This is a genomic window from Sorangium sp. So ce381 (assembly GCF_051473845.1).
Lineage (GTDB): Bacteria > Myxococcota_A > Polyangia > Polyangiales > Polyangiaceae > Sorangium > Sorangium atrum.
In genome coordinates this window covers 851,248-874,872 of record NZ_CP150336.1, presented here as the reverse complement: position 1 = coordinate 874,872, position 23,625 = coordinate 851,248, and the positions used below count along the sequence as shown (strand labels likewise).

At 72.7% G+C, this 23,625-nt stretch carries 18 protein-coding genes and 2 pseudogenes; 11 read left to right on the top strand and 9 right to left on the bottom strand.

Annotated elements, in window-relative coordinates; translation table 11 throughout:
• The 3 genes from WMF29_RS03225 to WMF29_RS03215 all read right to left on the bottom strand — a co-directional run bounded on the left by WMF29_RS03225 (position 1) and on the right by WMF29_RS03215 (position 4,352).
• On the bottom strand, positions 1–1,089 hold the full coding sequence (locus WMF29_RS03225) for a MaoC family dehydratase (protein WP_437327426.1): 1,089 nt from the start codon (positions 1,087–1,089) through the stop codon (positions 1–3).
• A gap of 188 nt (positions 1,090–1,277) precedes the next feature.
• Positions 1,278–3,047 (bottom strand): acyl-CoA dehydrogenase family protein, encoded by a 1,770-nt coding sequence (locus WMF29_RS03220; RefSeq protein WP_437327425.1) that lies wholly within the window; start codon positions 3,045–3,047, stop codon positions 1,278–1,280.
• Between the two features lie 393 nt (positions 3,048–3,440).
• Positions 3,441–4,352: a polyprenyl synthetase family protein gene (locus WMF29_RS03215; protein ID WP_437327424.1), complete on the bottom strand. Its 912-nt coding sequence runs from the start codon at positions 4,350–4,352 to the stop codon at positions 3,441–3,443.
• 98 nt (positions 4,353–4,450) lie between these two features.
• Here WMF29_RS03215 and crtD point away from each other — a divergent pair, with 98 nt between their 5' ends.
• The 3 genes from crtD to WMF29_RS03200 are packed head-to-tail and all read left to right on the top strand — an operon-like array spanning position 4,451 to position 7,391.
• A complete protein-coding gene (gene crtD, locus WMF29_RS03210; protein ID WP_437327423.1) occupies positions 4,451–6,022 on the top strand; it encodes a 1-hydroxycarotenoid 3,4-desaturase CrtD in 1,572 nt (523 codons plus the stop codon).
• Entirely contained in the window at positions 6,019–6,903 is an 885-nt protein-coding gene (locus WMF29_RS03205; RefSeq protein WP_437327422.1) for a carotenoid 1,2-hydratase, read from the top strand. The genes crtD and WMF29_RS03205 overlap by 4 nt, the downstream gene beginning before the upstream one ends.
• Positions 6,900–7,391 carry a beta-carotene hydroxylase gene (locus WMF29_RS03200; RefSeq protein WP_437327421.1) on the top strand — a complete coding sequence of 164 codons (492 nt, stop codon included), beginning with the start codon at positions 6,900–6,902 and terminating at the stop codon, positions 7,389–7,391. The genes WMF29_RS03205 and WMF29_RS03200 overlap by 4 nt, the downstream gene beginning before the upstream one ends.
• Positions 7,392–7,556: 165 nt before the next feature.
• On the opposite strand, the gene WMF29_RS03195 is transcribed toward WMF29_RS03200, so the two are convergent.
• The 3 genes and pseudogenes from WMF29_RS03195 to WMF29_RS03185 all read right to left on the bottom strand — a co-directional run bounded on the left by WMF29_RS03195 (position 7,557) and on the right by WMF29_RS03185 (position 11,682).
• Positions 7,557–9,026: a lycopene cyclase gene (locus tag WMF29_RS03195; protein WP_437327420.1), complete on the bottom strand. Its 1,470-nt coding sequence runs from the start codon at positions 9,024–9,026 to the stop codon at positions 7,557–7,559.
• Between the two features lie 112 nt (positions 9,027–9,138).
• A pseudogene (locus WMF29_RS03190) lies at positions 9,139–10,026 on the bottom strand (phytoene/squalene synthase family protein); the annotation flags it as partial.
• 49 nt (positions 10,027–10,075) lie between these two features.
• Positions 10,076–11,682 (bottom strand): annotated as a pseudogene (locus WMF29_RS03185) (phytoene desaturase).
• A gap of 160 nt (positions 11,683–11,842) precedes the next feature.
• Here WMF29_RS03185 and WMF29_RS03180 point away from each other — a divergent pair.
• On the top strand, positions 11,843–12,757 hold the full coding sequence (locus WMF29_RS03180; protein ID WP_437327419.1) for a MerR family transcriptional regulator: 915 nt from the start codon (positions 11,843–11,845) through the stop codon (positions 12,755–12,757).
• A gap of 36 nt (positions 12,758–12,793) precedes the next feature.
• Here the strand turns inward: WMF29_RS03180 and WMF29_RS03175 are convergent, their stop codons facing one another.
• A complete protein-coding gene (locus WMF29_RS03175) occupies positions 12,794–13,366 on the bottom strand; it encodes a YtfJ family protein (RefSeq protein WP_437327418.1) in 573 nt (190 codons plus the stop codon).
• A gap of 434 nt (positions 13,367–13,800) precedes the next feature.
• Here WMF29_RS03175 and WMF29_RS03170 point away from each other — a divergent pair, with 434 nt between their 5' ends.
• Together WMF29_RS03170 and WMF29_RS03165 are read left to right on the top strand one after the other, a co-directional pair.
• On the top strand, positions 13,801–14,265 hold the full coding sequence (locus WMF29_RS03170; protein WP_437327417.1) for an Hsp20/alpha crystallin family protein: 465 nt from the start codon (positions 13,801–13,803) through the stop codon (positions 14,263–14,265).
• 95 nt (positions 14,266–14,360) lie between these two features.
• Complete coding sequence (locus WMF29_RS03165) at positions 14,361–14,741, top strand: Hsp20/alpha crystallin family protein (protein ID WP_272097681.1); 381 nt, start codon at positions 14,361–14,363, stop codon at positions 14,739–14,741.
• Between the two features lie 136 nt (positions 14,742–14,877).
• Here WMF29_RS03165 and WMF29_RS03160 read toward each other — a convergent pair whose 3' ends face one another.
• Complete coding sequence (locus WMF29_RS03160; RefSeq protein ID WP_437327416.1) at positions 14,878–15,582, bottom strand: hypothetical protein; 705 nt, start codon at positions 15,580–15,582, stop codon at positions 14,878–14,880.
• 409 nt (positions 15,583–15,991) lie between these two features.
• Here WMF29_RS03160 and WMF29_RS03155 point away from each other — a divergent pair, with 409 nt between their 5' ends.
• From WMF29_RS03155 to WMF29_RS03145, 3 genes are all read left to right on the top strand, one after another.
• On the top strand, positions 15,992–17,746 hold the full coding sequence (locus WMF29_RS03155; RefSeq protein WP_437327415.1) for an adenylate/guanylate cyclase domain-containing protein: 1,755 nt from the start codon (positions 15,992–15,994) through the stop codon (positions 17,744–17,746).
• 164 nt (positions 17,747–17,910) lie between these two features.
• The gene (locus tag WMF29_RS03150) at positions 17,911–19,707 is read left to right on the top strand and encodes a glutamate--tRNA ligase (protein WP_437327414.1); all 1,797 of its coding nucleotides are present in this window, start codon (positions 17,911–17,913) and stop codon (positions 19,705–19,707) included.
• A 67-nt stretch (positions 19,708–19,774) separates the two neighbouring features.
• On the top strand, positions 19,775–20,701 hold the full coding sequence (locus tag WMF29_RS03145; protein WP_437327413.1) for a glutamate--tRNA ligase family protein: 927 nt from the start codon (positions 19,775–19,777) through the stop codon (positions 20,699–20,701).
• A gap of 12 nt (positions 20,702–20,713) precedes the next feature.
• Here WMF29_RS03145 and WMF29_RS03140 read toward each other — a convergent pair whose 3' ends face one another.
• The gene (locus tag WMF29_RS03140; RefSeq protein WP_437327412.1) at positions 20,714–20,920 is read right to left on the bottom strand and encodes a hypothetical protein; all 207 of its coding nucleotides are present in this window, start codon (positions 20,918–20,920) and stop codon (positions 20,714–20,716) included.
• 345 nt (positions 20,921–21,265) lie between these two features.
• Between WMF29_RS03140 and WMF29_RS03135 the strand changes: the two genes are divergently transcribed.
• Both WMF29_RS03135 and WMF29_RS03130 read left to right on the top strand, forming a co-directional pair.
• The gene (locus WMF29_RS03135; protein ID WP_437327411.1) at positions 21,266–22,549 is read left to right on the top strand and encodes an MFS transporter; all 1,284 of its coding nucleotides are present in this window, start codon (positions 21,266–21,268) and stop codon (positions 22,547–22,549) included.
• A gap of 433 nt (positions 22,550–22,982) precedes the next feature.
• Complete coding sequence (locus tag WMF29_RS03130) at positions 22,983–23,621, top strand: hypothetical protein (RefSeq protein WP_437327410.1); 639 nt, start codon at positions 22,983–22,985, stop codon at positions 23,619–23,621.
• The last annotated feature ends 4 nt before the right edge of the window (positions 23,622–23,625 follow it).

The following is a 23,625-nucleotide window of genomic DNA, read 5'->3' as shown; positions in this document are numbered from 1 at the left end:
CTAGCTCCGCCGGCGCAGGAGCAGCGTTCGCGTGATCTCCACGACCTTTTCCTTCACCCTGCCCTCGGCCTTGCCGAGCTCGGGTGTGAACAGGTCGGCGCCCTGATCGAGCAGGGCGCGCGGCGGCGTGTTCTTCACGCCGACGATCCGGAAGGTGACGCTCCCGGCGCCGCTCTTGGCCTCTTCCCTGGCGATCACCTTCGACGCGGCGAACAGCGTGTCGCCCGCGAGCACGCCGCTCGGGTGGGCCCCCTCGTCGAGGCCGAGGTCCCAGACGCCGCACCCGGCCGTGTCCCGGCTCGAGAGCGCGAGCACCCAGGACAGCACGAGCCCCCCGTGGACGACCCGCGTCTTCGCGAAGGAGCTCGACCTGGAGTACTGCTCGTCCACGTGCAGCGGGTGGGAGTTGCGCAGGAGGGTCGCGAGCTGCATGTGCTCGCTGTCGCCGATGGTCCTGCCGACCTCGTGGGTGATCACGTCGCCCACCTCGAAGTCGTCCCACGCGCAGGCGAAGCCGCCCTGGCGCGCAGGCGGCGGCAGCGGACCGTCGAGCTCCGTCGGGAGGCGCCCCGGCGGCGCGTCCGGCTGCGCGACCGCGTGCGGCGCGTCCTCGGGGCGCTCCGGGACGCGGCCAGGGGGCACGAGCGCCTTGCGCTCGAACGAGCAGACGAGCAGCCCGTCCTGGTTCACCACCTGGGTCCTGACGTGCACGACGCCCTTGTCCCCCGTCGAGACCGGCTTCTTGCCGATGACCAGCGAGCTCGCGCGCAGCGTGTCCCCCGGATAACAGGCCGCCGGGAACCGGACGTCGGTGTAGGCGAGGTGCGCGATCGCCTGCTCGCTCACGTCGTGCACGCTGAAGGAGATGCCGAGGTTGAGGAGCAAGAGCGGGCTCACCGGCCTGTCCCTGAGCCCCACCGACCGGGCCGCGACGCGGCTGGCGTAGGTCGGGATCGCGTCCTGGAACGAGGCCGCGAAGAGCGCGAGCATCCCCTCGTCCACGGTGACGTCCCAGGGGTGGGCATACACCGCGCCGACCGTGAAATCGTCGAGCTTGCGGCCGTAGCGAGGAGAGCGGACGCGGACCATCGGTCGGCGCGATCATGGCACAGGCGCGCTCGGCTGACGACGGCGCGCTGCGCCGCACCTCCGCGCCGTCCGCGCCACGCGGCGCCTCTGCCCACGCGCTCGCTCGCCGGTTCACGCGCCCGGCCGCCCGTTCGCGCTCGCCGGTCGCTCGTACCTCCGCGCTGCGGCGCGCCGCGGCGGAGCGCGCCTCAGGGCAGCGGCCCCTCGAGCAGGGCGCGCGCGATGCCCTGCGCGAGCACCTCGTGCGGGCCCAGCTGGAAGAAGAGGCTCCGGGCGTCGAGCAGGAGCCTCGCCGCGGTCGAGCTCTCCGCGTAGCCGCTCGCCCCGTGGATCTGCATGCAGGCGTCGGCCGCGTCCCAGGCCACGCGGCTCGAGAAGAGCTTGGCCATCGCCGACGTGAGCTCGCACGGCTGCCCCGTGTCCGCCACCTGCGCCGCGGCGCGCGTGAGCTGCCGCGCGGCGGCGACGCGCGCGATGAGCCCTCCGAGCCGGTGCGCCACGCGCGGGAAGGAGATGAGCTGCGACCCGAACTGCACGCGCGTCTTCGCCCGCTCGAGCGCCAGCTCCAGCGCGGCCTGGGCCACGCCCACGCCGCACGCGGCCGCGTAGGTGCGGCCGGTCACGAGCGCCCGCTGGATCTGGGCGATCCCCTCGCCCTCGCGCTCGCCGAGCAGGGCCTCGCGGCCGATCTGGAGCCCCTCGATCCGGAGCTCGTAGTGCCCCATGCCGCGCTGCCCGAGCGCCCGCAGCTCGGTCCCGGCGATCCCGGCGTCCGGGAAGTCGGCGCCCGGCGCGCCGCGCCGCTTCGCGATGACGAAGAGGCTCGGCCCGAGCGGCAGCTGCCCCTGCCCCCCTGGCGTCGTGGTCCTCGCGAGGGTGAGCACCAGGTCGGCGCGGGACGCGCCGGTGACCCACGCCTTCTTTCCGATGAGCAGATAGCTGCCGTCGGCCTGGCGCTCGGCGCGCGTGGCGACGCGCGCGAGGTCCGACCCGTACGCCGGCTCCGCGAACGCGAGGGCGCAGCGCGCCTCGCCGTTCGCGATGCGCGACAGCCACGTCCGGCGCTGCAGATCCGTGCCGGATCGGGCGAGGAGGTCCGACGCGATGGAGGCCGTCATGGTGAGCACGCCGAAGCCGAGCGAGCCGCGCGCCAGCTCCTCGATGGCGGTCGCCATGGCGGCCACGCCGAGCCCGTCGCCCCCGTGCTCGGGCGCGGTGGCGAGGCGGAACACCCCGAACTGCCCCATGCGGCGGACGATCGACTCGGGGATGAGCCCGTTGCGGCGGTGGATCTCGGGGGCGAGCGGCTCGACGAGGCGCTCGACGAAGTCGCGCATGTTGTGCCGGATCCAGCCGATGCGCTCGTCCTCCGCGCCGGCGCTGGCGGGGATGCCCTGCTCGGCGGCCGCGCGCGCGATCGAGGCGACGGCGACGCCGGAGCCCGCGTCGCGCGCCCACGCCGCGACCGCCGGGTGCCCGATCGCCTTGGCGACCTCGTCGTCGCGGAGCTCGAGCTCGCCGAGCGGCGCGATCTCTCCGCCGCCCAGATCGACGCCGCCGCGCAGCGACAGGAGCAGCGCCCCTGCGTGCGCCTCGGCGACGGCCCTGGCCTCACCGCCCGCCTCGCAGGCCCAGCTGGCGAGCGAGCGGCATGCCTCGATCTCCGCGTAGAGGTGGGCGAGCGCGTGGGCGGCGACCTGGTGTCGATCGAGCAGCATCCGCGACACGTGCAGCGGCACGGCGGCGGCGCCCGCCCGGACGAAGCTCGCGCTCCTCGGCGCACCCCGGAGGGCGGTGCCCGCGGCGCTCCCGACGTCCACCACCCGATCGCGGAGGCGCCCGCGCGCGACGCGCGCGAGCTGCTCGGCGGAGGTGATCGCCTCGCGCATCCCCCCCGGACTGTCGGCCTCGAGCTTTCGAGAAACGATCGTGGCGTGTTGCTCCCGAATCGCCCTCATCCCCCAATCCCCCCGCTCGCGGACTATGACCCACGCCCCGCTTCACCGGACGCAGGACACAGCGCCTCACCACCGCTCCACAGCCACGCTCCCCGCGGCAGACGCGGAAAGGCCCGCCGAGGATGCCACCTCAAACCGCGTTCGTCGAGCCTGGGCGCAGCCCCACTATCGCGAGGCGACAACGCATTAAGGCCCTTCCTGAATTTGCCTCGCGACGGTTCACGTCGGCTTCACGTCGGCTTCACGTCGGTTCAGGTCGGTTCACGTCAGGTTCACACGTTCCGTCCCGCGACGCGCAAACAACCCAGCTTCCACTCTCGATCATCAGTCTCAGACGTCCCGAGTCGCTCCGACGAGCGCCCCTCTCGGACGTACGTCAGGCCGCCCGAGCCGTTACATGGAGCTCACGGTCGGCAGCGCCGCCGCCGGCGCCCTGCAGACCCGGAGGAGCCTGTCCCCCAGCTCGACGGCCCACGACCGCACGTCGTCGGCCCGCGGGCACTGCGGCACCGCCTCGACCGCGTCCTGGATGAGCCGCTGCAGCAGCCGGGTCGTGCCGGAGAGCCCGAGCTCCAGCGCCGTGTTCGGGCGCCCGAGCGCCCCGTCGCGCCCCGCCGGCTTGCCCATGTCCTCCGGCTTCCCGACCAGGTCGAGCACGTCGTCCGCGACCTGGTACGCCTCGCCGATGCGCTGCCCGAGGTCGCCCCAGGCGGCCCCGTCCTGGCCTGCAGAGAGCGCGCCGAGGGTCGCCGCCGCCTCGAAGAGCGCGCCCGTCTTCGCGCGCCGGTAGGCCGAGATCGCGACCTTCGCCTCCGACTCCCACGCCTGCCCGGCGATGATCCCCTGCGGCATCCCCACGCCGCCCGCGAGCACCTCGAAGAACCGGACCGCCCGGCGCGCGTCGATCACGCCGCTCGCCACGGCGTGGAAGGCGCCGCGCGCGAGCGCCTCGAAGGCGAGCACGATGAGCTGATCGCCGGCGAGCACCGCGATCGGCTCGCCGAAGGCGCGGTGGACAGACGGCCGGCCGCGCCGGATCGGCGCGTCGTCGAAGCAGGGGAGATCGTCGTGGACGAGCGAAGCGCAGTGGATGAGCTCCACCGCCGCCGCCGCGGCGTCGGCGGCCTCCGGCGCGGGATCGCCGTACGCCGAAGCGACGGCCAGGCAGAGCCGCGGCCGGATGCGAGCGCCTCCAGGAAAGACGGCGTGCTGCGTCGCGGCCAGGAGCCCGGGCGGCGACGCGGGCGAGGAGAGCGGCTCGATGGCGGCGAGGAGGACGCGCTCGATCCGGCGATCGAAATCCATGGGGCGCGAGTCTTGGCGAGGCTCAGGGGCTTGTCAACAGTTTGAACATTAGTTAAACAAAGTATAGACAAACTACCTCCGACGCGTACACTCCGGCCATGGCGGACGGGAGAGATCGCGTCGTGGTGATCGGCGGGGGTATCGGCGGTCTGACCTCGGCCGCGCTCCTTGCTTCGAGCGGGCTCGACGTGGTGCTACTCGAGCGGGCGCCGCGCGTCGGCGGAAAGATTCGCGAGGTCGTCCTCGGGGACCGCCGCGTCGACGTCGGCCCGACGGTGCTCACGATGCGGTGGGTCTTCGACGAGATCTTCGCGTCGCTCGGGCTCCGCTTCGAGGACCACGTGCCGCTCCGCCGGGCCGAGACGCTCGCGCGCCACGCCTGGCCGGACGGCTCGACGCTCGACCTGTTCGCGGACGTCGAGCGCAGCGCGGACGCGATCGGCGCGCTCGCGGGGGCGCGGGAGGCGGACGGGTACCGCCGGTTCTGCCGGTACGCGCGCGAGATCTTCGACGTGGTGGAGGCGCCGTTCCTGCGCGCGGAGCGGCCCACGCTCAAGACGATCCTGAGCACGGCGGGCAGCCTGGGCCTCGGCGGGATGATGAAGATCGACGGGCACCGCACCCTCCACCGCGCGCTCGGCGACTTCTTCGTGGACGCGCGCCTCCTCCAGCTGTTCGGGCGCTATGCCACCTACTGCGGCTCGTCGCCGTACCTCGCGCCTGCGACGCTGAGCGTCATCGCGCACGTGGAGCGCGAGGGCCTCTGGCTCCCCGAGGGCGGGATGGGGCGCGTCGCCGAGGCGCTCGCCGCGGCGGCGGCCCGCGCCGGGGCGACCCTGCGCTGCGGCGCGCACGTCGCCGCCATCGAGGAGGGGCGCGGCCGCGCGGCGGGCGTCGTGCTCGAGGGCGGCGAGCGCATCGAGGCCGACGCCATCGTGCTGAACGCCGACCCGGCGGCGCTGCGGGTCGGCCTGTTCGGCCAGCGCGCCGCCCGCAAGGCGCCGGGGAGCGAGCCACGGTCGCTCTCGGCCGTCACCTGGGCGCTCGTGGCCGAGGCGAGCGGCTTCCCCCTCCTCCGGCACAACGTCTTCTTTTCCGGGGACTACGAGGCCGAGTTCCGCGCGCTGTTCGACCGCTCCGAGCTCCCGCGCGACGCGACGGTCTACGTCTGCGCCGAGGACCGCGGGCACGAGCCGCGGCCTGAGCCCGGCGAGGCCGGAGCCCGCCCGGGCGGCGAGGGAGGCGGAGAACGGCTGTTCTTCATCCTCAACGCCCCTGCGACCGGTGATAAACACACCCCTTCATCGACGGAGATCCACGAATGGGAGCAGCGCGTGTTCCAGCAACTGCAGCGGTTCGGGCTCTCGCTGAGGAGCACGGGCCCCTCCCCGGTGGCGACGACGCCGGCGGACTTCGAGCGGATGTTCCCGGCGACGGGGGGCGCGCTGTACGGGCCGGTGTCCCACGGGTGGAACTCGACCTTCGCGCGCCCGGCCTCGCGCTCGAAGCTCCCGGGCCTGTACTTCGCCGGCGGGAGCGCGCACCCGGGGGCGGGCGTGCCGATGGCGGCGCTGAGCGGCCAGCTCGCGGCGCGGAGCGTGATGGAGGACCTCGCTTCGACCTCGAGATCCCGAGCGGCGGCTACGCCTGGTGGTACCTGGACGCGGTGAGCGACGACGGCCGGAGCGCGATCACGATCATCGCGATGCTCGGGAGCGTCTTCTCGCCGTACTACGCAAAGGCTCGATCGCGCGGCGCCGCGGACCCGCTCATGCACTGCGCGATGAACGTCGCGCTGTACGGCCCGAGCGCCGATCGCTGGGCGCTGACCGAGCGGCCGCGGGGCGCGGTCTTCAGGTCGACGCGGTCGCTCGCCATCGGGCCGAGCGTGATGGAGTGGTCCGGGGGCGAGCTCCGCGTCTCCTTCGACGAGATCACGGCGCCTCTGCCCTCCCGGCTCTCGGGGACGGTGCGCCTCCGCCCGTCCGCGCCCAGGCCCGCGGCGGACGGCGCGCACGACGCCGTCGCCCTGGACGGGCGGGGGCTCCACCGCTGGGCGCCCATCGCGCCGATCGCGCGGGCCGAGGTCGAGCTCGCGCACCCCTCGCTGCGCTTCTCCGGCAGCGCCTACCTCGACACGAACGCCGGCGACGAGCCGCTCGACCACGCCTTCGAGCGCTGGACCTGGTCGCGCGCGCTCGGCGCGGACGGGATCGCCCTGACCTACGACGTCCGGCGCCGCGACGGCACGCGCATGCTCCTCTCGCCCGCGTTCGACGCGGCGGGCGGCGCGCGCGAGCTCCCGCCGCTCGCCCCTCGGCCGCTCGGCGGCACGCGCTGGGGCATGGAGCGGGAGATCGCCGCCGACCCGGGGTCCGCGCCGCGGCTCCTCCGCACCTTCGAGGACACGCCGTTCTACGCGCGCTCGCTCGCGGCCGCGACGTTCGGCGGCAAGCCGGCGACGGTCGTCCACGAGGCCCTCTCGCTCGACCGCTTCGCCAGCCCCTGGGTGCAGCTCCTCCTGCCGTTCCGCATGCGGAGGGCGCGATGACGCTCGCGATCTGGATCGCCACGGCGCTCGCCGCCTTCGCGACCATGGAGGTGTGGGCCGCGCTCCTCCACGGCAAGGTCTGGCACCACGCGCTCTGGAGCATCCACCGCTCCCACCACACGAAGCGGCGCGGCGCCTTCGAGAAAAATGACGCGCTCGCGTCCCTCCACGCCCCGATCGCCGCCGGGCTCATCATGTACGGCTCCTGGGGCGCGTCGGGGCCGCTGCGCGAGGCCGCGTTCGGCTTCGGCCTCGGCATGACCGCGTTCGGCCTCGCCTACGTCCTGGTCCACGACGGCCTCGTCCACGGGCGCCTCCCGGTCTCGGGCCTCGCGCGCATCCCGTACCTCGCGCGCGTCCGCGACGCGCACCGCGTCCACCACGGCACCGGCGGCCCGCCGTACGGCCTGTTCCTCGGGCCCCTCGTCCTCGCGCGGCGCGCCGCCGCGGGCGGCCGCGCCCAGCGCTCCGCGCAGCGGGCGCGATAGAGCGGCGCTCAGCCGCCCCTGTTACACGCGTCGCCGAGCGGCGGTCACCCGCACAGGAGACGGGCCCAGATCGGCGTTTTCGGCGCGGAAGCGCACGGAAGGGCGCTGAGCACCGAAAACGTCGAGATGGGCCCGTATCCGACGCGGGTGACCGCCGCTCTAGCTTCAGCGGGCGCGGTAGAGCTCCCTCGCGAGCCCCGCCCCCCAGCGGCCGATGGCCCGGAGCGGCAGCGCGCTCACGACCTCGCGGTACACCTCGGGCCGCCGCGCCGCCGTCTCCCGCAAGAACCTCACGAAATCGGCCGCCTGCATCTCGTCGCGCAGCAGCGCCGCGTACGCGTCGTTGCCCATCGCGTGGAGCACGGCGAAGGCCGTGTCGAGGAGCGCGTTCATCTCCCCTGCCCTCGCCCCGCCGGCGGGCTTCGCCATGAGGGCCGCGAGCGCGCCGGTGCCCGCGTGCACCGGCGCGTCGCGCGCCGTGCTCGGCGCTCCCGGCTCCCGGACCGCCCGCGCCAGATCGGCGGCCGTCGCCGCGAGCTCGCGCACGTTCGCGCCGAAGCCGCAGAACGTCAGCGGCGAGTGCCGCGCCGCCGCGTCCCCCACGAGCCGCACCCGGCGCCCCGGCGCCCGCGGCGCGGCCGACAGCCGCGACCAGCCGGGGATGAGCCCGAAGGTCGGGCGGACGAGCCGCGCGTCGCCCTCCTTGTAGCGCGAGAGGAGCCGGAAGAACCGCGCGTAGAGCGACAGGAGCGCGCCTGGCCCGACGTCCCCGGAGCGCGCGTAATAGAAGAGGTAGACCGTCGTCTCGCCCGGCCGCCCCGGGAACGCCTCCCAGAGGTGCTGCCTGCCCTCCTGGACGTCCTCCGTCGTGGCGAGGATCTCGCCGACATCCGGCCGGATCCGCCGCTCCCCGTCGCCCTCCGAGAGCCCGGTGAGCACGCCGCCGACGGTCGGGCAGAGGAGGTCCGCGGTCGCGTAGGGGCTCGCCGCGCCGCGCGCGTCGACGAGGAGCCGCGCGGACAGCGCGCGCGGCGCGCCACCCGGATGCGCCTCGGCCACGGCGAGCGCGACCGCGTCCGGGCCCTCCGCGTGCCCGAGCAGCGCGTGCCCGTCGAGCAGCGTCACCCCCAGCGCCTCTGCCCGGGCCCGCGCCGCGGCGAGCAGCCCGCCCGCGTCGATGGCGTGGTCGAGCACGCCGCGCACCGGGTACGTCCCGCCGCCGTGCCAGCGGCAGAGCCCCTCGACGTAGCGGGCGATCACGAGCCGCTCGATCTCGTCCCTCGTGAAGATCCCCGACGCCGACAGCGCGGCCACCTCGGCCGTCCCGGCGTTCCACTCCCGGTGCGCGGCGCCGATCCGCGCCCGGTCGAGCACCGCGACGCGCAGCCCGGCCGACGCGAGCAGCGGCGCGAGCAGGAGCGACAGCCCGCCGCCCGCGACGACCACGTCGTAATCGGCGGTCGCGCCCCGATCCGGCGGCCGCGGTGAGGGTCCCGGCCGAGGCGCCGGGGCGGCCCGCGCCGCGTCGAGGTGCTCGAGGCGCGCGAGCAGCGCCTCGCCGCCCGCATCGCGCACGCGCCCCCGCGCCGCGTCGATCTCCCGCGCGGGTGAGCCCGGCACGCCGCCGGCGCTCATCCAACGGCCTCCAGAGCGCGCGCCGCCCCGCCGCTCATCGCGCCGCTCGCCCCGCCGCTCATCGCGCCGCTCGCCCCGCCGCTCATCGCGCCGCCTACGCTCGCGCCGCCGCTCATCGCGCCGCCTCCAGGAGGAAGCGGACCTCGTCGAGCGGCGGCGCCGCGCCGTGCTCGCGGGCCTCCGCGGGCGCGACGGACCCGCGGAGCAGCGCCCGCAGCACGAGCCACGCCTTGCGGCCCGGCGACACCACGGCGCGCGTCGACACCGAGTCGAAGCCGCGGCGCGCGATGACCCGCCCGATGTCGGCATAGATGAGCCGCGCCGCCTGGATCGCGGGGCGGCAGTCGCGCGGCAGCATCGGGATGCCGGCGCCCGCGCGGAGGTACAGCGCCTCCGCCTCGGCGAGCAGCCGCGCCACGAGCCGCCCCAGCCGCTCGTCGAACACCGGCCGCGCGAGCCACCCGTCCGGCGCGATCCCGGCCTCCCGCATCCAGGCGAGCGGCAGGTAGATCCGCCCGCGCCGCGCGTCCTCTCCGACGTCGCGCGCGATGTTCGTGAGCTGCATGGCGACGCCCAGGTCGCACGCCCGCGCGAGCGCGTCGGGCCCCCGCGCCCCCATGAGCGTCGACATCGTCGCGCCGACGGTGCCCGCGACGCGCGCCGCGTAGGCGTTCAGGTCCGAGAGCGTCTCGTAGCGGCGCCCCTCCGCGTCCCACGCGAACCCCTCGAGCAGCGCTTCGATGAACGCGCGCGGCAGCCCGTGCTCCGCCATGACGTGGGCGAGCGCGCGATCGACCGGGCTGTCGTCCGGCCTGCCCGCCGCGGCGCGCGCGAGCCGCTCCCGCAGCGCCGCGACAGCCGCCGCGGCCGCGGACGGCGGCGCGTGCTCCCCCAGCTCGTCGACCGCGTCGTCGGCGACCCTGCAGAACGCGTAGAAGGCCGCCGCCGGCTCCCTCACCCGCGCGGGCAGCAGGAGCGCCGCCGCGGCGAAGCTCTTCGACCCCTTGCGCAGGAGGTCCCTGCACGCGGCGAAGTCCGCCGCCGACGCCTCAGGCGAGCTTCGATGCATCCGGGACCACCCGATCCAGCACGCGGGCCGACGAGAGCACCCCGGGCAGACCGGCGCCCGGGTGCGTGCCTGCCCCGACGAGGTAGAGGCCCTCGACGTCCTCGCTCGCGTTGTGGGGCCGGAAGAAGGCGCTCTGCGTGAGCACCGGCTCCGGCCCGAACGCCGCGCCCCGGAACGACAGCAGCCGGTCCTGGAAGTCCTGCGGCGTGAGGAGCCGCGAGGTCGCGAGCGCGCCCTCGAGCCCCGGCAGGAGCGTCGCCTCGAGCAGCGCCGAGATGGAGCGCCGGTACCGCTCCTGGGTCGTTGGCCAGTGGGTGCCGCTGAGCAGGTTCGGCACCGGGGACAGCACGTAGAACGCGTCGCAGCCGGGCGGGGCGAGCGCCGGGTCGCGGTCGGGCGGTGCAGGTACAGGCTGAAGTCGTCGGCGAGCACGTGCTTCTCGAAGATGTCCTCGAGCAGCGGCCTGTACCGCGGGCCGAGGAGGATCGTGTGGTGAGCGACGTCCGGGTACTGCCGGCGCGTGCCGAAGTACCACACGAAGAGGCTCATCGAGTAGCGCTGCCGCTCGATGCGCCGGTCGGTCCAGCGCTTCCGCGCCTCGGGGGGCACGAGGTGCCGGTAGGTCCACGCCGAGTCCGCGTTCGAGACCACGACGTCGGCGGCGAGCCGCTCGCCCGACGCGAGCTCCACGCCCCGGGCGCGGCCGCCCTCCACGGAGATGCGCCGCACCTCGGCGCCGCACCGCACCGTGCCGCCGAGGCCCTCGATGAGCGACACGAGCCCCTTCACCAGGGCGCCCGTGCCGCCGATCGGGAAGTGGACGCCCCAGTTGCGCTCGAGGAACGCGATCAGGCTGTAGATCGAGGTCGTCGAGAACGGGTTCCCGCCCACGAGCAGCGGGTGGAAGCTCAGCACCTGGCGCAGGCGGTCGTCCTTCACGTGCTTCGCGACGAGGCCGTACACCGTGCGGTAGCTCTCGAGCCGCACCATGTCCGGCACGATGCGCGCCATGTCCGCCCACGACCCGAACGGCACGTGCGCGAGCTCCTCGAACCCGACCCGGAAGATCGCCTCGCTCCGCCGGACGAAGCGCTCGTACCCCTCGACGTCCCCGGGTGACAGGCGCGCGACCTCGGCGCGCATCGCGGCGGCGTCGCCCGTGTAGTCGAACGTCGCGCCGTCGTGGAACCGGATCCGGTAGAACGGCGTCACGGGCCGCAGTTCGATGTCGTCGGCCATCTTCCGGCCGCAGAGCTGCCAGAGCTCTTCCAGGAGGAACGGCGCCGTGATGACGGTCGGCCCCGCGTCGAAGGTGAACCCGTCCTGGCGGTGGACGTACGCGCGCCCGCCCGGCGCGTCGAGCTTCTCGACGACCGTGACGTCGTAGCCCCGCACCCCGAGCCGGACGGCCGCCGCGAGGCCCCCGAAGCCGCTGCCGATCACGACGGCGCGCGGCGCGCGCGCTCCACGGAGGACGCCGCGCGCCCGTGCCGCTCGCGGGGGAGCGGCCGTCTCGTCGCCTGGCGAGCCGTCAGGCCCCGCCGGATGCGCCGGATCCTGCGCCGAAGAAGCGCTGGTGTTTTGCATGACGCGCAGTATAATGTTTGTCCTAGCCTTTGACAAAGGCGAAAAACGCCGGCGGGAGGGGGTCTTTCTGGGCCTCGCCGCCCGCCGTTCCGATGCACCCCGGTGCGCCGGGCCGGCGTGGACGGCCGCGGCTCGGCGGGTCCTAGCAAGGTTTATCCAGTTGAGCCGCTACAGAATCCATGTCGTCTCGGAGATGTGTGGCGTGTCCTCGGCGACGCTGCGCGCGTGGGAGCGCCGTTATGGCGTGCCGTCGCCCGCGCGCACGGCGTCGGCCTACCGCCTGTACAGCGACGACGATGTGGCGGTGATCAAGAAGATGCGCGACCACGTGAACGGCGGGATCGCCGCGGCCGAGGCGGCGCGCATGGTGCTCGAGACGGCGAGGCCGCGCGCGCCGGTGGGCACGACCGGGGGCGACGCGTTCGCCGGGGCGAGCGAGCGCATCATCGACGCCACGGTTCGGTTCGATTTGGACGGAATCGAGGCCGAGGTGAACCGGGCCCTCTCGCTCGGCCCTGCGGTGATGATCGCCGAGCGCGCGCTCATCCCGGCGCTCGAGCGCATCGGCGATCTCTGGCACGCGGGGAAGATCACGGTCGCGCAGGAGCACCTCGCCTCGCAGGTGATCGGCGCGACGCTGCAGCACCTCTTGCGGCTCGCGCAGCCTGGCGAGGGCGGGCGGCGCGTCCTGCTCGCGGCCTTCGCCGACGAGGATCACGTGCTCGGGCTGTTCGGCATCGGCCTGCGCTTTTGCTCGTGGGGCTTCCGCTCCGTCGTGCTCGGCGCGAGGACGCCGCCCGCCGCGATCGCGCGGGCGGTCGAGGCGATCGCGCCGGACCTCGTCGCGCTGACGGTCGCGATCCCGCCGCTCCCGCCGGCGGCGCGCGAGCTCATCGACGCCTACGCGGACGCGTGCCGGGGCGTGCCGTGGATCGTGGGCGGCAGGGGCGCCGGGCCGCTCCGGACCTTCATCGAGGCGCGCGGCGGCCTCGTGGCGGCCGCGGATGCGGCGGAGATCCGCGCGCAGGTCGAGTCCGCGCTGCACGCGCGGCGGCGCCGCAAGGACGGGAGCTGAGCGCAGCCGCCCCGCCGGCCGGGGCGTCCATCGCGGTCAGCCCTCGACTTCCTTGCGAAGCAGGTCGAGGACCTTGCTCTGCGACTCCGGCTTGAGGGCGCCCTCGGCCGCGAAGAGCACGTGGCCGTTCTTGCCGACCACGACGACGTTGCTGACGCCGCGGCGGAGCTTGTAGGCCGTGCGGAAGGAGCCGTCCCAGTCGCAATAGATGGTCCCGCCGACCTTCCTCGACTCCTCCCGGATGGCGTCCTTCACGAACCCTCTCGCCGGCCAGAAGTCGTAGGAGCTGACGTCGGCGATGGCGGCGACGGCGATGCCTCGCCGGTAGCGGTCGCCCTTCGCGAGCTTCGCCAGCGCGTCCTTGAGCGCCTGGTTCTGGGACTTCGAGTCCTTGTCCTCGTAGACGATGAGGATCGGCTTGCCTTGAAGCGCCTTGAGCTGGAGCTCGCGGCCGTCGGCGTCCTCGACGCGCGCGTTCGGCGCCCGGTCGCCCTCCGAGGGCAGCGCCAGGGCGGCACCCGAGATCAGCGCCAGGGACAGCGCCGCGGCGGAGGCGGCCGAGCGGAGGCGGGCGACGCGACGGCGGGAGGCGGGCGAGCAGGGCTGCATGTCCGGGGTTTCTAGCGCTTTCCGGGATGCGCTCCTAGGGCTGTTCAATGCAGCAGGCTCGACCGGGCGCCGGCGTGGCTGGCTCCGCCGACTGCCAAGCGCCGGCCCAGCGTGGCTCGTTCGGCGCGGCGGTGCCCGGGGGAGGCGCCTGGAGCTGTCCGGGGGAGTCGGAGAGATCGCGCCCGCCCGTCCTTCCCATCGGTCCGACGAGGCCGGTCGCCGCCGCCTTTCCCGCCGCTCTGCCTCGGAGGGACGACCGCTGGCCGTGCTCTTGACACCCCACGTGCCGTGCAAAGATTGGGCGGTGCGAAGAGACCGGCTCTCGGAGCCAAGGTCCCGTAACGCTAGAACAAATCGGCCGTCGCGAGCAGGGTGACGGCGCCGCGGGCGGAGCCCCGGCGCGCGCCGCGCGCGGTGGTCATGGAGGATTGACCATGCTGCACCGTTACACGGATTTCGATCGCGCGTTTGCCATGATGGATGAGCTTCGCCGGCGCCTGGATTGGGTGTTCGAGGAGGCGGACGCGCCCCGCGCGTCGCTCCGCGGCGATTTCGACCAGACGGCCCGGTACGCGGGTGGTCCGCGCGTCCACCTGTTCGACACGGGGAGCGCGCTCGTCGTCAAGGCCGATATCCCGGGTCTGACGGAGAAGGACATCCAGATCTCGCTGAATCAGGACGTCCTGACGGTGAGCGGCGAGCGCAAGCCGGATGCGCCGGAGGGCTACCTCGTCCACCGCAAGGAGCGGGGCGCGGTGCGCTTCAGCCGGAGCTTCACGCTGCCGAGCAAGGTCGATCCGGAGAAGACGACCGCCGTCCTGAAGAACGGCGTGCTGACGCTCACGCTGAACAAGGCCGCCGAGGCCCAGCCGCGTCAGATCGCGGTGACGGCTCGCTGAGGGAGCTGAGAGCTGAGGAACGAACGAACAGCAGAGGAGAGCGACGATCCTGCGATGAGCGGGATCTGGAGTGTACCGAGGAAGGAGCGATGAACATGAGCACCGATCGCAGCTTGACCCACCGTGCCGAGAGCAACCCCGAGAAGATCCAGCAGCGCCCCGCCGTGGCGCCGGCGGTCGACATCTACGAGAGCGCCGAGGAGCTCCTGGTCGTGGCCGATCTGCCGGGCGTGACGCAGGATCGCCTGGCCGTCCGCGTGGAGAAGGGGGAGCTCACCTTCGAGGGCCGGCGGACCGAGGCGGCCGAGCGGGAGCAGGGCGTCGAGGGCCTGCCGGACTTCCGCCGCAGCTTCGTGGTCCCGCAGGGCATCGATTCCGAGAAGATCTCCGCCGATCTCCGGGCGGGCGTCCTGCGGATCCACCTGCCGAAGAGCGCGTCGCTCAAGCCGCGTCAGATCCCGATCAGCGTGAGCTGAGCCGGTGTGCGAGGTGTCGAGGCACCGTGTCGCCGATCACCGACGTCCCTCCGGGCCGGCGTCGGGGCGGCGCGCGGTGCCTTTCGCGCGTTCCGGGGCGCCCTCGGCCGAGGCGCCCCTGTCCTGGCGGCGCGGGTCAAGGCGACGTCAACGCCGCATTGTTGCCGAGGACCGTCAGCGTCCACTTCGCGTCCTCACCGCACGCGGTACCCTCCACATACCGCACCTCGATGACAAACCAGCGATCGTCGGGATCGATGAATCGGTCGTTCCAGGTGACGTAGAACGATTCGGGCACCCCCTGCCCTCTGACGCCGGACACGAAGCAGTCCGGCGCATCAATCCCCCCTTGGTAGACGATCAAATCGAAATTCATCCCCGGTGGAGAGTCGAGCGTGGCACGAAAATGCTCGGCGCTGGCTTCATCGGCATCGTCGACGATCAGAATCTTGAACCACTTCGACGTGGTCCCTGTCACCGTCAGCGAATCGGCCTCGACGTCGCCCGAGATATGGCCGAGCTCCTCTGCTCCAGTGCACGTGTTCGGCGCGGCGTGATCGCATTCAGCCGGCGTTGCCCCATCGCCGCCTACGCCTACGCCTACGCCTTCGCCGCCCCCGCCCTCGCCCCCTGCACCGCCAACCCCGGATGAGCTCGCGGTCGAGCTGGAACTCGAGCTCACGGACAGGTCTCCCCCTCCGGCGCCGCCATCACCGCCGAGTCCGCCTCCGCCGGCCTGCTCCTCGTAGTACCCGGGCAGCAGATCGTCGGTGCCGTTGGCGCACGCGGCGAGGGTGAGAAGGACCGCAGGAATGACAAGCAGCCGGCCGGGCGTGTGCATTGCACGCATTCTATCTGCTCTCGCGACAGCGGTCCAAGGAAGCCACGAGGCAAAGTGAGATACCGTGGCGTCGGTCATCACCGCCAGAAACGGCGACGACCGTTCGAGTTGCTTTCATCACCAGGGGCCTGAATTTCCGCGAAAATCGATGTAGAGTCGACCCAAAGCCGCTGACGATAACGTCCTCGTTACACATCGGGAACTCGATGCCTGACGTGCCGCCGCTGGAGGAGAATGAGACCTCTCCTCCAGGCCCGTCCCGGAGCCCTCCAGCGCAGCCCGGGCCGGAGACACCGCGCCCCCCTCCCCACCCGCCCGGAGCCCGCACCGTCCCGGCTGGTGTCGGCGCGCTTCCGCGCCGTCCCGCATTTCGATAGTCTCGGCGCCGCTGAAGCCCGCCCTCGACGCCTTGCTCTCGCTGCGCGCGAAGACGCTGCTGGCGATCGCCGCCACGCTGCTCGGGCTCAGCTTTGCCCTGTACGGCGTGTCCTCGAGGGCGCTCCTCGCCAACTCGATGGCCGCCGAGGCGCAGGACACCCGCCGCACCGTGCACGTGGCGCTCAACCTCTTCCGCCAGGCCAGCAGCGACTTCAACGCGCGCTGGACCGACTGGAGCCAGTGGGACGACGCCTACGCGTTCGTGCAGGACGGCAATGAAGAGTTCGTCCGCTCGAACCTCGTCGCCCAGCTCTTCGATATCGCCCGGATCGATCTCGCGGTCTTCGCCGGCGCAGACGGGACCCCCGTGTACAGCACCGGCTACGACCACGCCACGAAGAGCTGGGCCCCCGTGCCGCGCGGCATCGCCGAGCGGCTCCGCGTCGGCGATCTCCTCTTCGGGCGGGACACGCCTACCAGCACTGTCCGAGGCGGCATCGTCCTCCTCCCGGACGGGCCGATGCTCCTCTGCTCCCAGCCGAGCGTCGGCAGCTCCGGCCGCGGACCGGTCGCCGGCACCGTCACGTTCGGGCGCTTCTTGACCGACGCCGAGATCAAGCGCCTCACCGAGCCCGCCGGCCTCTCGCTCGCCGTGCACCGCCTCGACGATCCCCAGCTGCCCGACGACTTCCGCGAGGCGCGCGCCGCCCTGTCCGACCGCGATCCGATCCTCGTCCACCCGCTCGGCGCCGACAGGATCGCCGGATACACCGTCCTCAACGACATCGACGGCCGCCCGGCGCTGCTCGTGCGCGTGGACAACGACCGGGCCATCCTCAGGATGGGTCATGACACGTTGCGTTATCTCGTGCTCGTGACGGTGGTCGTGGGCCTGGTCTTCGGCGGCGTCACGCTGCTGCTCCTGGAGAAGCTGGTCCTGTACCGGCTCGCCCGCCTCAGCCGGGAGGTCACGGAGATCGGCGGCGTCGGCGACCTGTCGGCGCGGGTCGCGATGCCGGGCACCGACGAGCTGTCGCGCCTCACCGGCTCGATCAACGGCATGCTCTCGGCCCTGGAGGCGAACGCGCGGCGGCAGAGCCAGCAGAAGGCGGCGCTCGAGCAGGCGAAGGCGGCGGCCGAGCGGGCCCACGAGCGCTCGGACCGGCTCCTCCTCAACATCCTGCCGAGGACCATCGCCGATCAGCTGAAGGAGCATGAGCAGCTCATCGCCGAGCACTTCGAGGAGGTGACCGTCCTCTTCGCGGACATCGCGGGCTTCACCCCGCTCGCCGCGCGCCTCCACCCGGCGGAGCTCGTCGGCCTGCTCAACCGGATGTTCTCCTCGTTCGATCAGCTCGCCGAGCAGCACGGCCTGGAGAAGATCAAGACCATAGGAGACGCCTATATGGTCGTCGGCGGGCTGCCGGCGCAGCGCCCCGATCACGCGAGGGCCATCGCGCGGATGGCGCTCGCCATGACGCACACCGTGCGCCAGTTCGTCGCCGACGACGGAGAGCCGTTCCAGCTCAGGATCGGCATCAACACCGGGCCTGTCATCGCGGGCGTGATCGGCAAGAAGAAGTTCAGCTACGACCTCTGGGGCGACGCGGTGAACGTGGCGAGCCGCATGGAGTCGAGCGGAGAGCCCGGCCGGATCCAGGTGAGCGAGGCGAGCTATTCCCTGCTCGCGCGAGATTTCCTCCTCGAGGAGCGAGGCCTCGTGGCGATCAAGGGCAAGGGCGCGATGAAGACCTATTGGCTCATCGGCGAGAACACACCGCAGTAGCGCGGCGCGCGGCCGCGACCCGCGCTCGTTTGCGCTCGTTTGCGCTCGTTTGCGCTCGTTTGCGCTCGTCACCACGCGATTGACAGGCCCCCGGCCGATTGACAAGGCGAGGCAGGCGTGCAATGGCTGCCCGCCCGATGTCAGACCAGGAGCGACGCGCCCTCATGGACAAGCAGGCCCCGAACGAGACGACGCTTCCCGTCACCGTCCGCGAACCGGGCCCCGGAGAGGACCGCGACGAGCTCGTGCGCCTCCTCTTCGGCGACGCCGCGGCGTCGGCCAGGCGGCCCGAGGAGTACGAGGCGCGCTATCCCCGGCGCGCGCTGCCCAAAGGCGCGATGGTCACCCGCTACGCGCCGAGCCCGACCGGGTTCATGCACATTGGCGGCATCTTCGTGTCGCTCATCAACAAGCGGCTGTCGCTCCAGAGCGAGGGCGTCTTCTACCTCCGCCTCGAGGACACCGACGTGAAGCGCGCCATCCCCGGCGCGCTCGACACCATCGTCGACTCCCTCGCGCGCTTCGATCTCTCCCCTCAGGAGGGCGTGCTCCGCGCGCCGGCGAAGGACGGAGGCGCGTCGTCGCGAGGCGAGTTCGTGCAGCAGGGCAGCTACGGCCCCTATATCCAGACGGAGCGTGTCGAGATCTACCGGGACTACGCGATCGACCTCATCCGCCGCGGCTTCGCCTACCCCTGCTTCTGCACGGTCGAGGAGCTCGACGCCATCCGGCAGGAGCAGATGGCCCTCACGGTGAAGCCCGGGGTCCACGGCCGGTGGGCGAAATGGCGCGACGCGCCGCTCGCCCGGGTGAAGGAGGCGCTCGCGGGCGGCACCCCGTTCGTGCTCCGGCTGCGCGCCCCGGACGACGTCTCCGGCCGCGTCGAGTGGAAGGACGGCGTGAAGGGCGTCATCTCGATGCCCGTCAACGATCTCGACACCATCCTCCTCAAGTCGGACGGCATCCCGACCTACCACTTCGCCCACGCGATCGACGATCACCTGATGCGCACGACGCACGTGATCCGGGGCGACGAGTGGATCTCGTCGATGCCGCTCCACCTGCAGCTCTTCCGCACGCTCGGCTTCAGGCCGGTCGAGTACGCCCACGTCCCGCCCATCCAGAAGCTCGATCGCGCGGAAGAGGTCGATCCGGAGACGGGCGAGACGAAGGTCTCGGACGCGCGGCGCAAGCTGAGCAAGCGCAAGGACCCCGAGGCGAACATCGCCTATTACCGGGAGATCGGCGTCCCGGAGACAGGCACCATCGAGTACCTGCTCAACATCGCCAACTCCGCGTTCGAGGACTGGCGCAAGGCGAACCCCGACAAGCCCTATTCCGCCTTCCCCCTCAAGCTCAACAAGCTCGCCCCCGGCGGCGCGCTGAGCGACATGGTGAAGCTGAAGAGCGTGAGCCAGGCGGTCGTGAGCCGGATGAGCGCCGAGGAGGTCTATGCCCAGGGCCTCGACTGGGCCAGGGAATACGACAAGGAGCTCGCCGCGCTGATGGAGCGAGATCCGGAGTACACGAAGCGCGCGCTCGGCATCGAGCGCGGCGGCAAGAAGTCGAACAAGCGCATCACCACCTGGCCCGACCTGCGGCCCCAGCTCTTCTTCTTCTACGACGAGCTCTACGGCGGCGTCGACGCGTTCGATTTCCCCGAGAACGTCCCGGAGGGCGATCGCCAGCCGCTGCTCCGGCAGATGCTCGACACGTTCGACCCGGCCGACTCGAAGGAGGCATGGTTCGAGAAGATCCGGCAGATCGCGGTGGCCACGGGCTACGCCGGCGAGGTGAAGCAGTACAAGGCCTCTCCCGAGTCGTGGAAGGGCCATGTCGGCGACGTCTCGATGCTCCTCCGGGTCGCGGTCTGCGGGACCAGGAACAGCCCCGATCTGACCGAGGTCATGGCGGTGCTGGGCGAGCCGCGCGTGCGGGCGCGCATCGCGCGCTTCCTCTGAGGCGCGGCGTGACGAGCCCGCGGGCCGCGCGACGAGGGCGCGGCCGGCAGCGGCAGGAGGAAGAGCGATGAGCGAGGTGTGCCGGTTCGCCCCGTCGACCACCGGGCCCGCCCACCTCGGCACGCTCGCGGCGGCGCTGCTCTGCTGGCTGGACGCGCGGTCGCGGGGCGCGCGGCTGGTCCTCCGGCTGGAGGACCTCGATCCGGACCGCTGCCGGCCCGAGTTCGCGCGCGCGATCGAGGACGATCTCGCGTGGCTCGGGCTCGATTTCGACGAGCGCGTCGAGCAGCACGCGCGGAGGGCGCACCACGAGGCGGCGATGGACCGGCTCGAGGCGCTCGGCGCGCTGTACCCCTGCTCCGCGACGCGCGAGGAGGTGCGCGCGATCGGCCGGCGCGCCCCGGACGGCGGCTTCGCCTACGACAACCGCGCGCGCGGCCGCGCGCTGCCGCCCGGCGGGTGGCGCGCGAGCGTGGAGCCGATCCGGGCGCGGCTGCCGGACGGCGTGTTCCGGCCCCTCGACGAGGGGGGGCTCGACCTGTCGCAGGAGCCCGCGCTCGCGATGGGCGATCCCGTGGTTCGCCGGCGCGACGGCGCCTTCTCCTACCAGCTGGCGGTGGTGGTCGACGACGGCGCGGCGGCCGTCACGCGCGTCGTCCGGGGGCGCGACATCGCGCCGAGCACCGCGACGCAGGCGGCGCTCCAGGCGCTGCTCGGGCTGCCGGCGCCTGTCTACCGGCACCACCTGCTCCTCCTGGAGGAGCGCGGCGGCAAGCTGGCGAAGACGCACGGCGCGGCGCGCGGGGCGGCGCTCGCCCGGAGCGCGCCCGCGCTCACCGGAGCGCTCGCGTGCTGCGTCGGCCTGCGGGATCGCCCCGAGCCGTGCACGCCGACGGAGCTGCTCCGGGAGTTCGACTGGTCGCGCGTCGCGGCCGAAGACCGCGTGGTGAGCCTCCGCGACGGGTCGCTCACGCTGACGGCGAGCGGGCCCTGAGGGGCGCGTAGATCAGGCGGGCAGCGGCGAGACGGCGCGCCCCAGCATCGGGAGCCACGTGAGGATCGCGTTCGGCCGCGGGAAATCGTCGTCGTCGTCGTCGCGCCGGCCATCACGCCCGCGGCGGGAGCGGCTGCCAAACAGCGTCCAGGCGCGCCACGCCTGCTCGGCGAGGTCGCGCGCCCGTCCCGACGAAGTGTCGTGTCCAAGGAGCATCATGTGTGGCTGCCGCTTACCACAGGTCCAGCTCGGCGCGCCAGTGTTCCACGTCGAGGCCACGCGAACGTGACCGTCGCGATGTCCGGCCGTGGTGCCTGGACGTCCTGCTCCTTCACGGCGCGCGGGATGCGGCCGTCCACGGCGCGCGGGATGCGACCCTCCACGGCGCGCGGGATGCGGCCGTCCACGGCGCGCGGGATGCGACCCTCCACGGCGCGCGGGATGCGACCCTCCACGGCGTGCGGGGTGCAGCGACCCGGCGCTCGACCTCCCGGGTCGTGACCGCAGCCTCGCAGCCTGGCGACCCTCGCTGGAATGCGCCATGAACGTCGCCCGGACTCGTTCATGGCCACCGCCCCCGCCGCCCTGAAGCCGTCGTCGCCCTTCGCCGCCTTCACGTCGCGCGATTTTTGCGTTTACGCGGCGGCCCGCCTGATGGCCACGGTGGCGTACCAGATGCAGTCCGTCGCCGTGGGGTATCAGATTTACGACCTCACGCGAGATCCGCTGGCGCTCGGTTATGTGGGGCTCGCCCAGTTCCTCCCTGTGGCGGGGCTGTCCCTCGCGTCCGGGCACGCGGCGGATCGCTTCGATCGGCGGCGGATCCTCGTCCTTTGCTACCTCACCTCGGCGCTCGCGGCGCTCGCGCTCTTCTTCCTCGCGCGCTCGCCGAGCCCGAGCTTGCCGGCCATCTACGGGGTCCTCGTGCTCCTCGGCACGGTGCGCGCCTTCCAGGGGCCGGCCGGCTCGGCGCTCCTGCCCACGCTCGTGCCGACGGAGCACTTCCAGAACGCGGTGACGTGGCAATCGACGCTCTGGCAGGTCGGCGCCATCGGCGGGCCGAGCCTGGGCGGGCTGCTCTACGCGCTCTGGAAGGCGCCTGCGCCGGTGTACCTGAGCGCGAGCCTCGCGCTCGCCGCGGCGTGCGCCGGGCCCCTGGCCGTGCGGGCGCCCGCCGGCCGCCTGGAGAGGAAGCCGCCGTCGCTCGCCACGGCGCTCGCCGGGCTGCGCTACGTCTACCGGAAGAAGGTCCTCCTCGCGTCGATCTCGCTCGACTTCGTGGCCGTCTTCCTGGGCGGCGCGGTCGCGCTCCTGCCCATCTACGCGACCGACGTGCTCGGGGTCGGCCCGCAGGGGTTCGGCTTCCTGCGCGCCGCGCCGGCCGTGGGGGCCGGGCTCATGGCCGTGGTCCTCGCCTTCCGGCCCATCGCGCGGCGCGCCGGGTCGAAGATGCTCCTCTGCGTCGGGCTCTTCGGGGTCGCCGCGGTCGTGTTCGGCCTGTCGCGGAGCTTCCTCCTCTCGCTCGTCGCGCTCACCGTGATGGGCGCCGCCGACATGGTGAGCGTCGTCGTGCGGATGACCCTGGAGCAGCTCGCCACCCCGCCCGAGATGCGCGGCCGCGTGAGCGCGGTCAACATGGTGTTCGTCGGCGCCTCGAACGAGCTCGGAGAGCTCGAGTCAGGCACCCTCGCGAGGCTCATCGGGACCGTGCCGACCGTGGTGTTCGGCGGCCTCGGGACGATCGCGGTCGTGCTGCTCTGGGCATGGCTGTTCCCCGAGCTGCGCGCGGTCGACCGGCTCGAAGACACGCGCGCGACCTCCGAAGAAGACGCCGCCGAGAAGGCCTGACGCGCGCCTCGCGTCGAGCGCGCGCGCAGCACATCATCGCTCTCGGCCCGGTGAGGGCCAGTCGCTCTCTCGAGGACTGGAGGCGACCACTCCATTCGTGAGCTCCGCGGCGAGAGCGCGAGATGGCTCGGCGCGAATTTGACCGCGAGCTCACCCGCAATCTCGCGAGGCCGAGCGCAACAAATGCAACTGAACACAACCGAACACAACCGAACACAAATCCAGTGCGAAAACGATTGCGCACCACGTACGACGCGCCGCTTCCCAAGATCATTCGCAGTTTGACGAGGACGTTATAATGCACACTGAGCGGCACGCGATCATACAACGCACGACGACAATCCCAGCCAGGCTGTCCGAATCGCTTGACACAGAGGTATCCCAGGACCTTACATGTCTCATGGATACGATTATCGCGTGGGCTGTTGGTATCATGATGACATGGGCCCCGCCTGGGAAGAGCTTCATCAAGGACGCGGTCGAGACGCCCGAGGAAGGCCGCGCGCGCTACCACGAGATCGCGCGCGCGGCGGCGAAGGTCGCCTATGATCCCGCATTGAAGCCGCTCTTCGGCGGCCCGCGCGGTCGAGCCGAGACGATGGCGCTGCTCTTATCGATCGCGTATTTCGAGAGCGGCTACCGTCGTGACGTGGACCTCGGGATCGGGAAGCTCGCGCGCGGCTCGGGGCTCGACTCCTGTCTGCTCCAGGTCCGCGTCGGCGCGGGCAAGACCCGGGAGGGGTGGTCGCACGCGGATCTCGTCGGAGATCGAGAGAAGTGCTTTCGCGCGGGACTCGCGCTGATCAAGGGATCCTTCGGAGCGTGCCGCAAGCAGGAGCCGCGCGACCGGCTCAGCGCATACACGCGCGGCAGGTGTATCGACAACGACAAGCATTCGAGGGCGCGCATTGGACGGGCGCTGAACGTGCCGCGCGCGCCGATGACGGACGCGGCGGTGCTCGCCGCAATGCCCGGGCGCGACCCGCTCCCCGCCGCGCCGCCGAGCGCGCCGCCCGCGACCGGCGCGGCCGGAACGGTCGCACCAGTCGGAACCGCCGGAAACGATAGCTAGCGCG

What these genes read in the sequence shown, in the direction of transcription:
- WMF29_RS03215 (WP_437327424.1), bottom strand. Translation starts at nt 4,352, where the DNA reads ATGGATTTCGATCGCCGGATCGAGCGCGTCCTCCTCGCCGCCATCGAG.
- WMF29_RS03140 (WP_437327412.1), bottom strand. Translation starts at nt 20,920, where the DNA reads ATGATGCTCCTTGGACACGACACTTCGTCGGGACGGGCGCGCGACCTC.
- WMF29_RS03195 (WP_437327420.1), bottom strand. Translation starts at nt 9,026, where the DNA reads ATGAGCGCCGGCGGCGTGCCGGGCTCACCCGCGCGGGAGATCGACGCG.
- WMF29_RS03160 (WP_437327416.1), bottom strand. Translation starts at nt 15,582, where the DNA reads ATGCACACGCCCGGCCGGCTGCTTGTCATTCCTGCGGTCCTTCTCACC.
- crtD (WP_437327423.1), top strand. Translation starts at nt 4,451, where the DNA reads ATGGCGGACGGGAGAGATCGCGTCGTGGTGATCGGCGGGGGTATCGGC.
- WMF29_RS03150 (WP_437327414.1), top strand. Translation starts at nt 17,911, where the DNA reads ATGGACAAGCAGGCCCCGAACGAGACGACGCTTCCCGTCACCGTCCGC.
- WMF29_RS03165 (WP_272097681.1), top strand. Translation starts at nt 14,361, where the DNA reads ATGAGCACCGATCGCAGCTTGACCCACCGTGCCGAGAGCAACCCCGAG.
- WMF29_RS03220 (WP_437327425.1), bottom strand. Translation starts at nt 3,047, where the DNA reads ATGAGGGCGATTCGGGAGCAACACGCCACGATCGTTTCTCGAAAGCTC.
- WMF29_RS03200 (WP_437327421.1), top strand. Translation starts at nt 6,900, where the DNA reads ATGACGCTCGCGATCTGGATCGCCACGGCGCTCGCCGCCTTCGCGACC.
- WMF29_RS03135 (WP_437327411.1), top strand. Translation starts at nt 21,266, where the DNA reads ATGGCCACCGCCCCCGCCGCCCTGAAGCCGTCGTCGCCCTTCGCCGCC.
- WMF29_RS03175 (WP_437327418.1), bottom strand. Translation starts at nt 13,366, where the DNA reads ATGCAGCCCTGCTCGCCCGCCTCCCGCCGTCGCGTCGCCCGCCTCCGC.
- WMF29_RS03225 (WP_437327426.1), bottom strand. Translation starts at nt 1,089, where the DNA reads ATGGTCCGCGTCCGCTCTCCTCGCTACGGCCGCAAGCTCGACGATTTC.
- WMF29_RS03170 (WP_437327417.1), top strand. Translation starts at nt 13,801, where the DNA reads ATGCTGCACCGTTACACGGATTTCGATCGCGCGTTTGCCATGATGGAT.
- WMF29_RS03145 (WP_437327413.1), top strand. Translation starts at nt 19,775, where the DNA reads ATGAGCGAGGTGTGCCGGTTCGCCCCGTCGACCACCGGGCCCGCCCAC.
- WMF29_RS03130 (WP_437327410.1), top strand. Translation starts at nt 22,983, where the DNA reads ATGATGACATGGGCCCCGCCTGGGAAGAGCTTCATCAAGGACGCGGTC.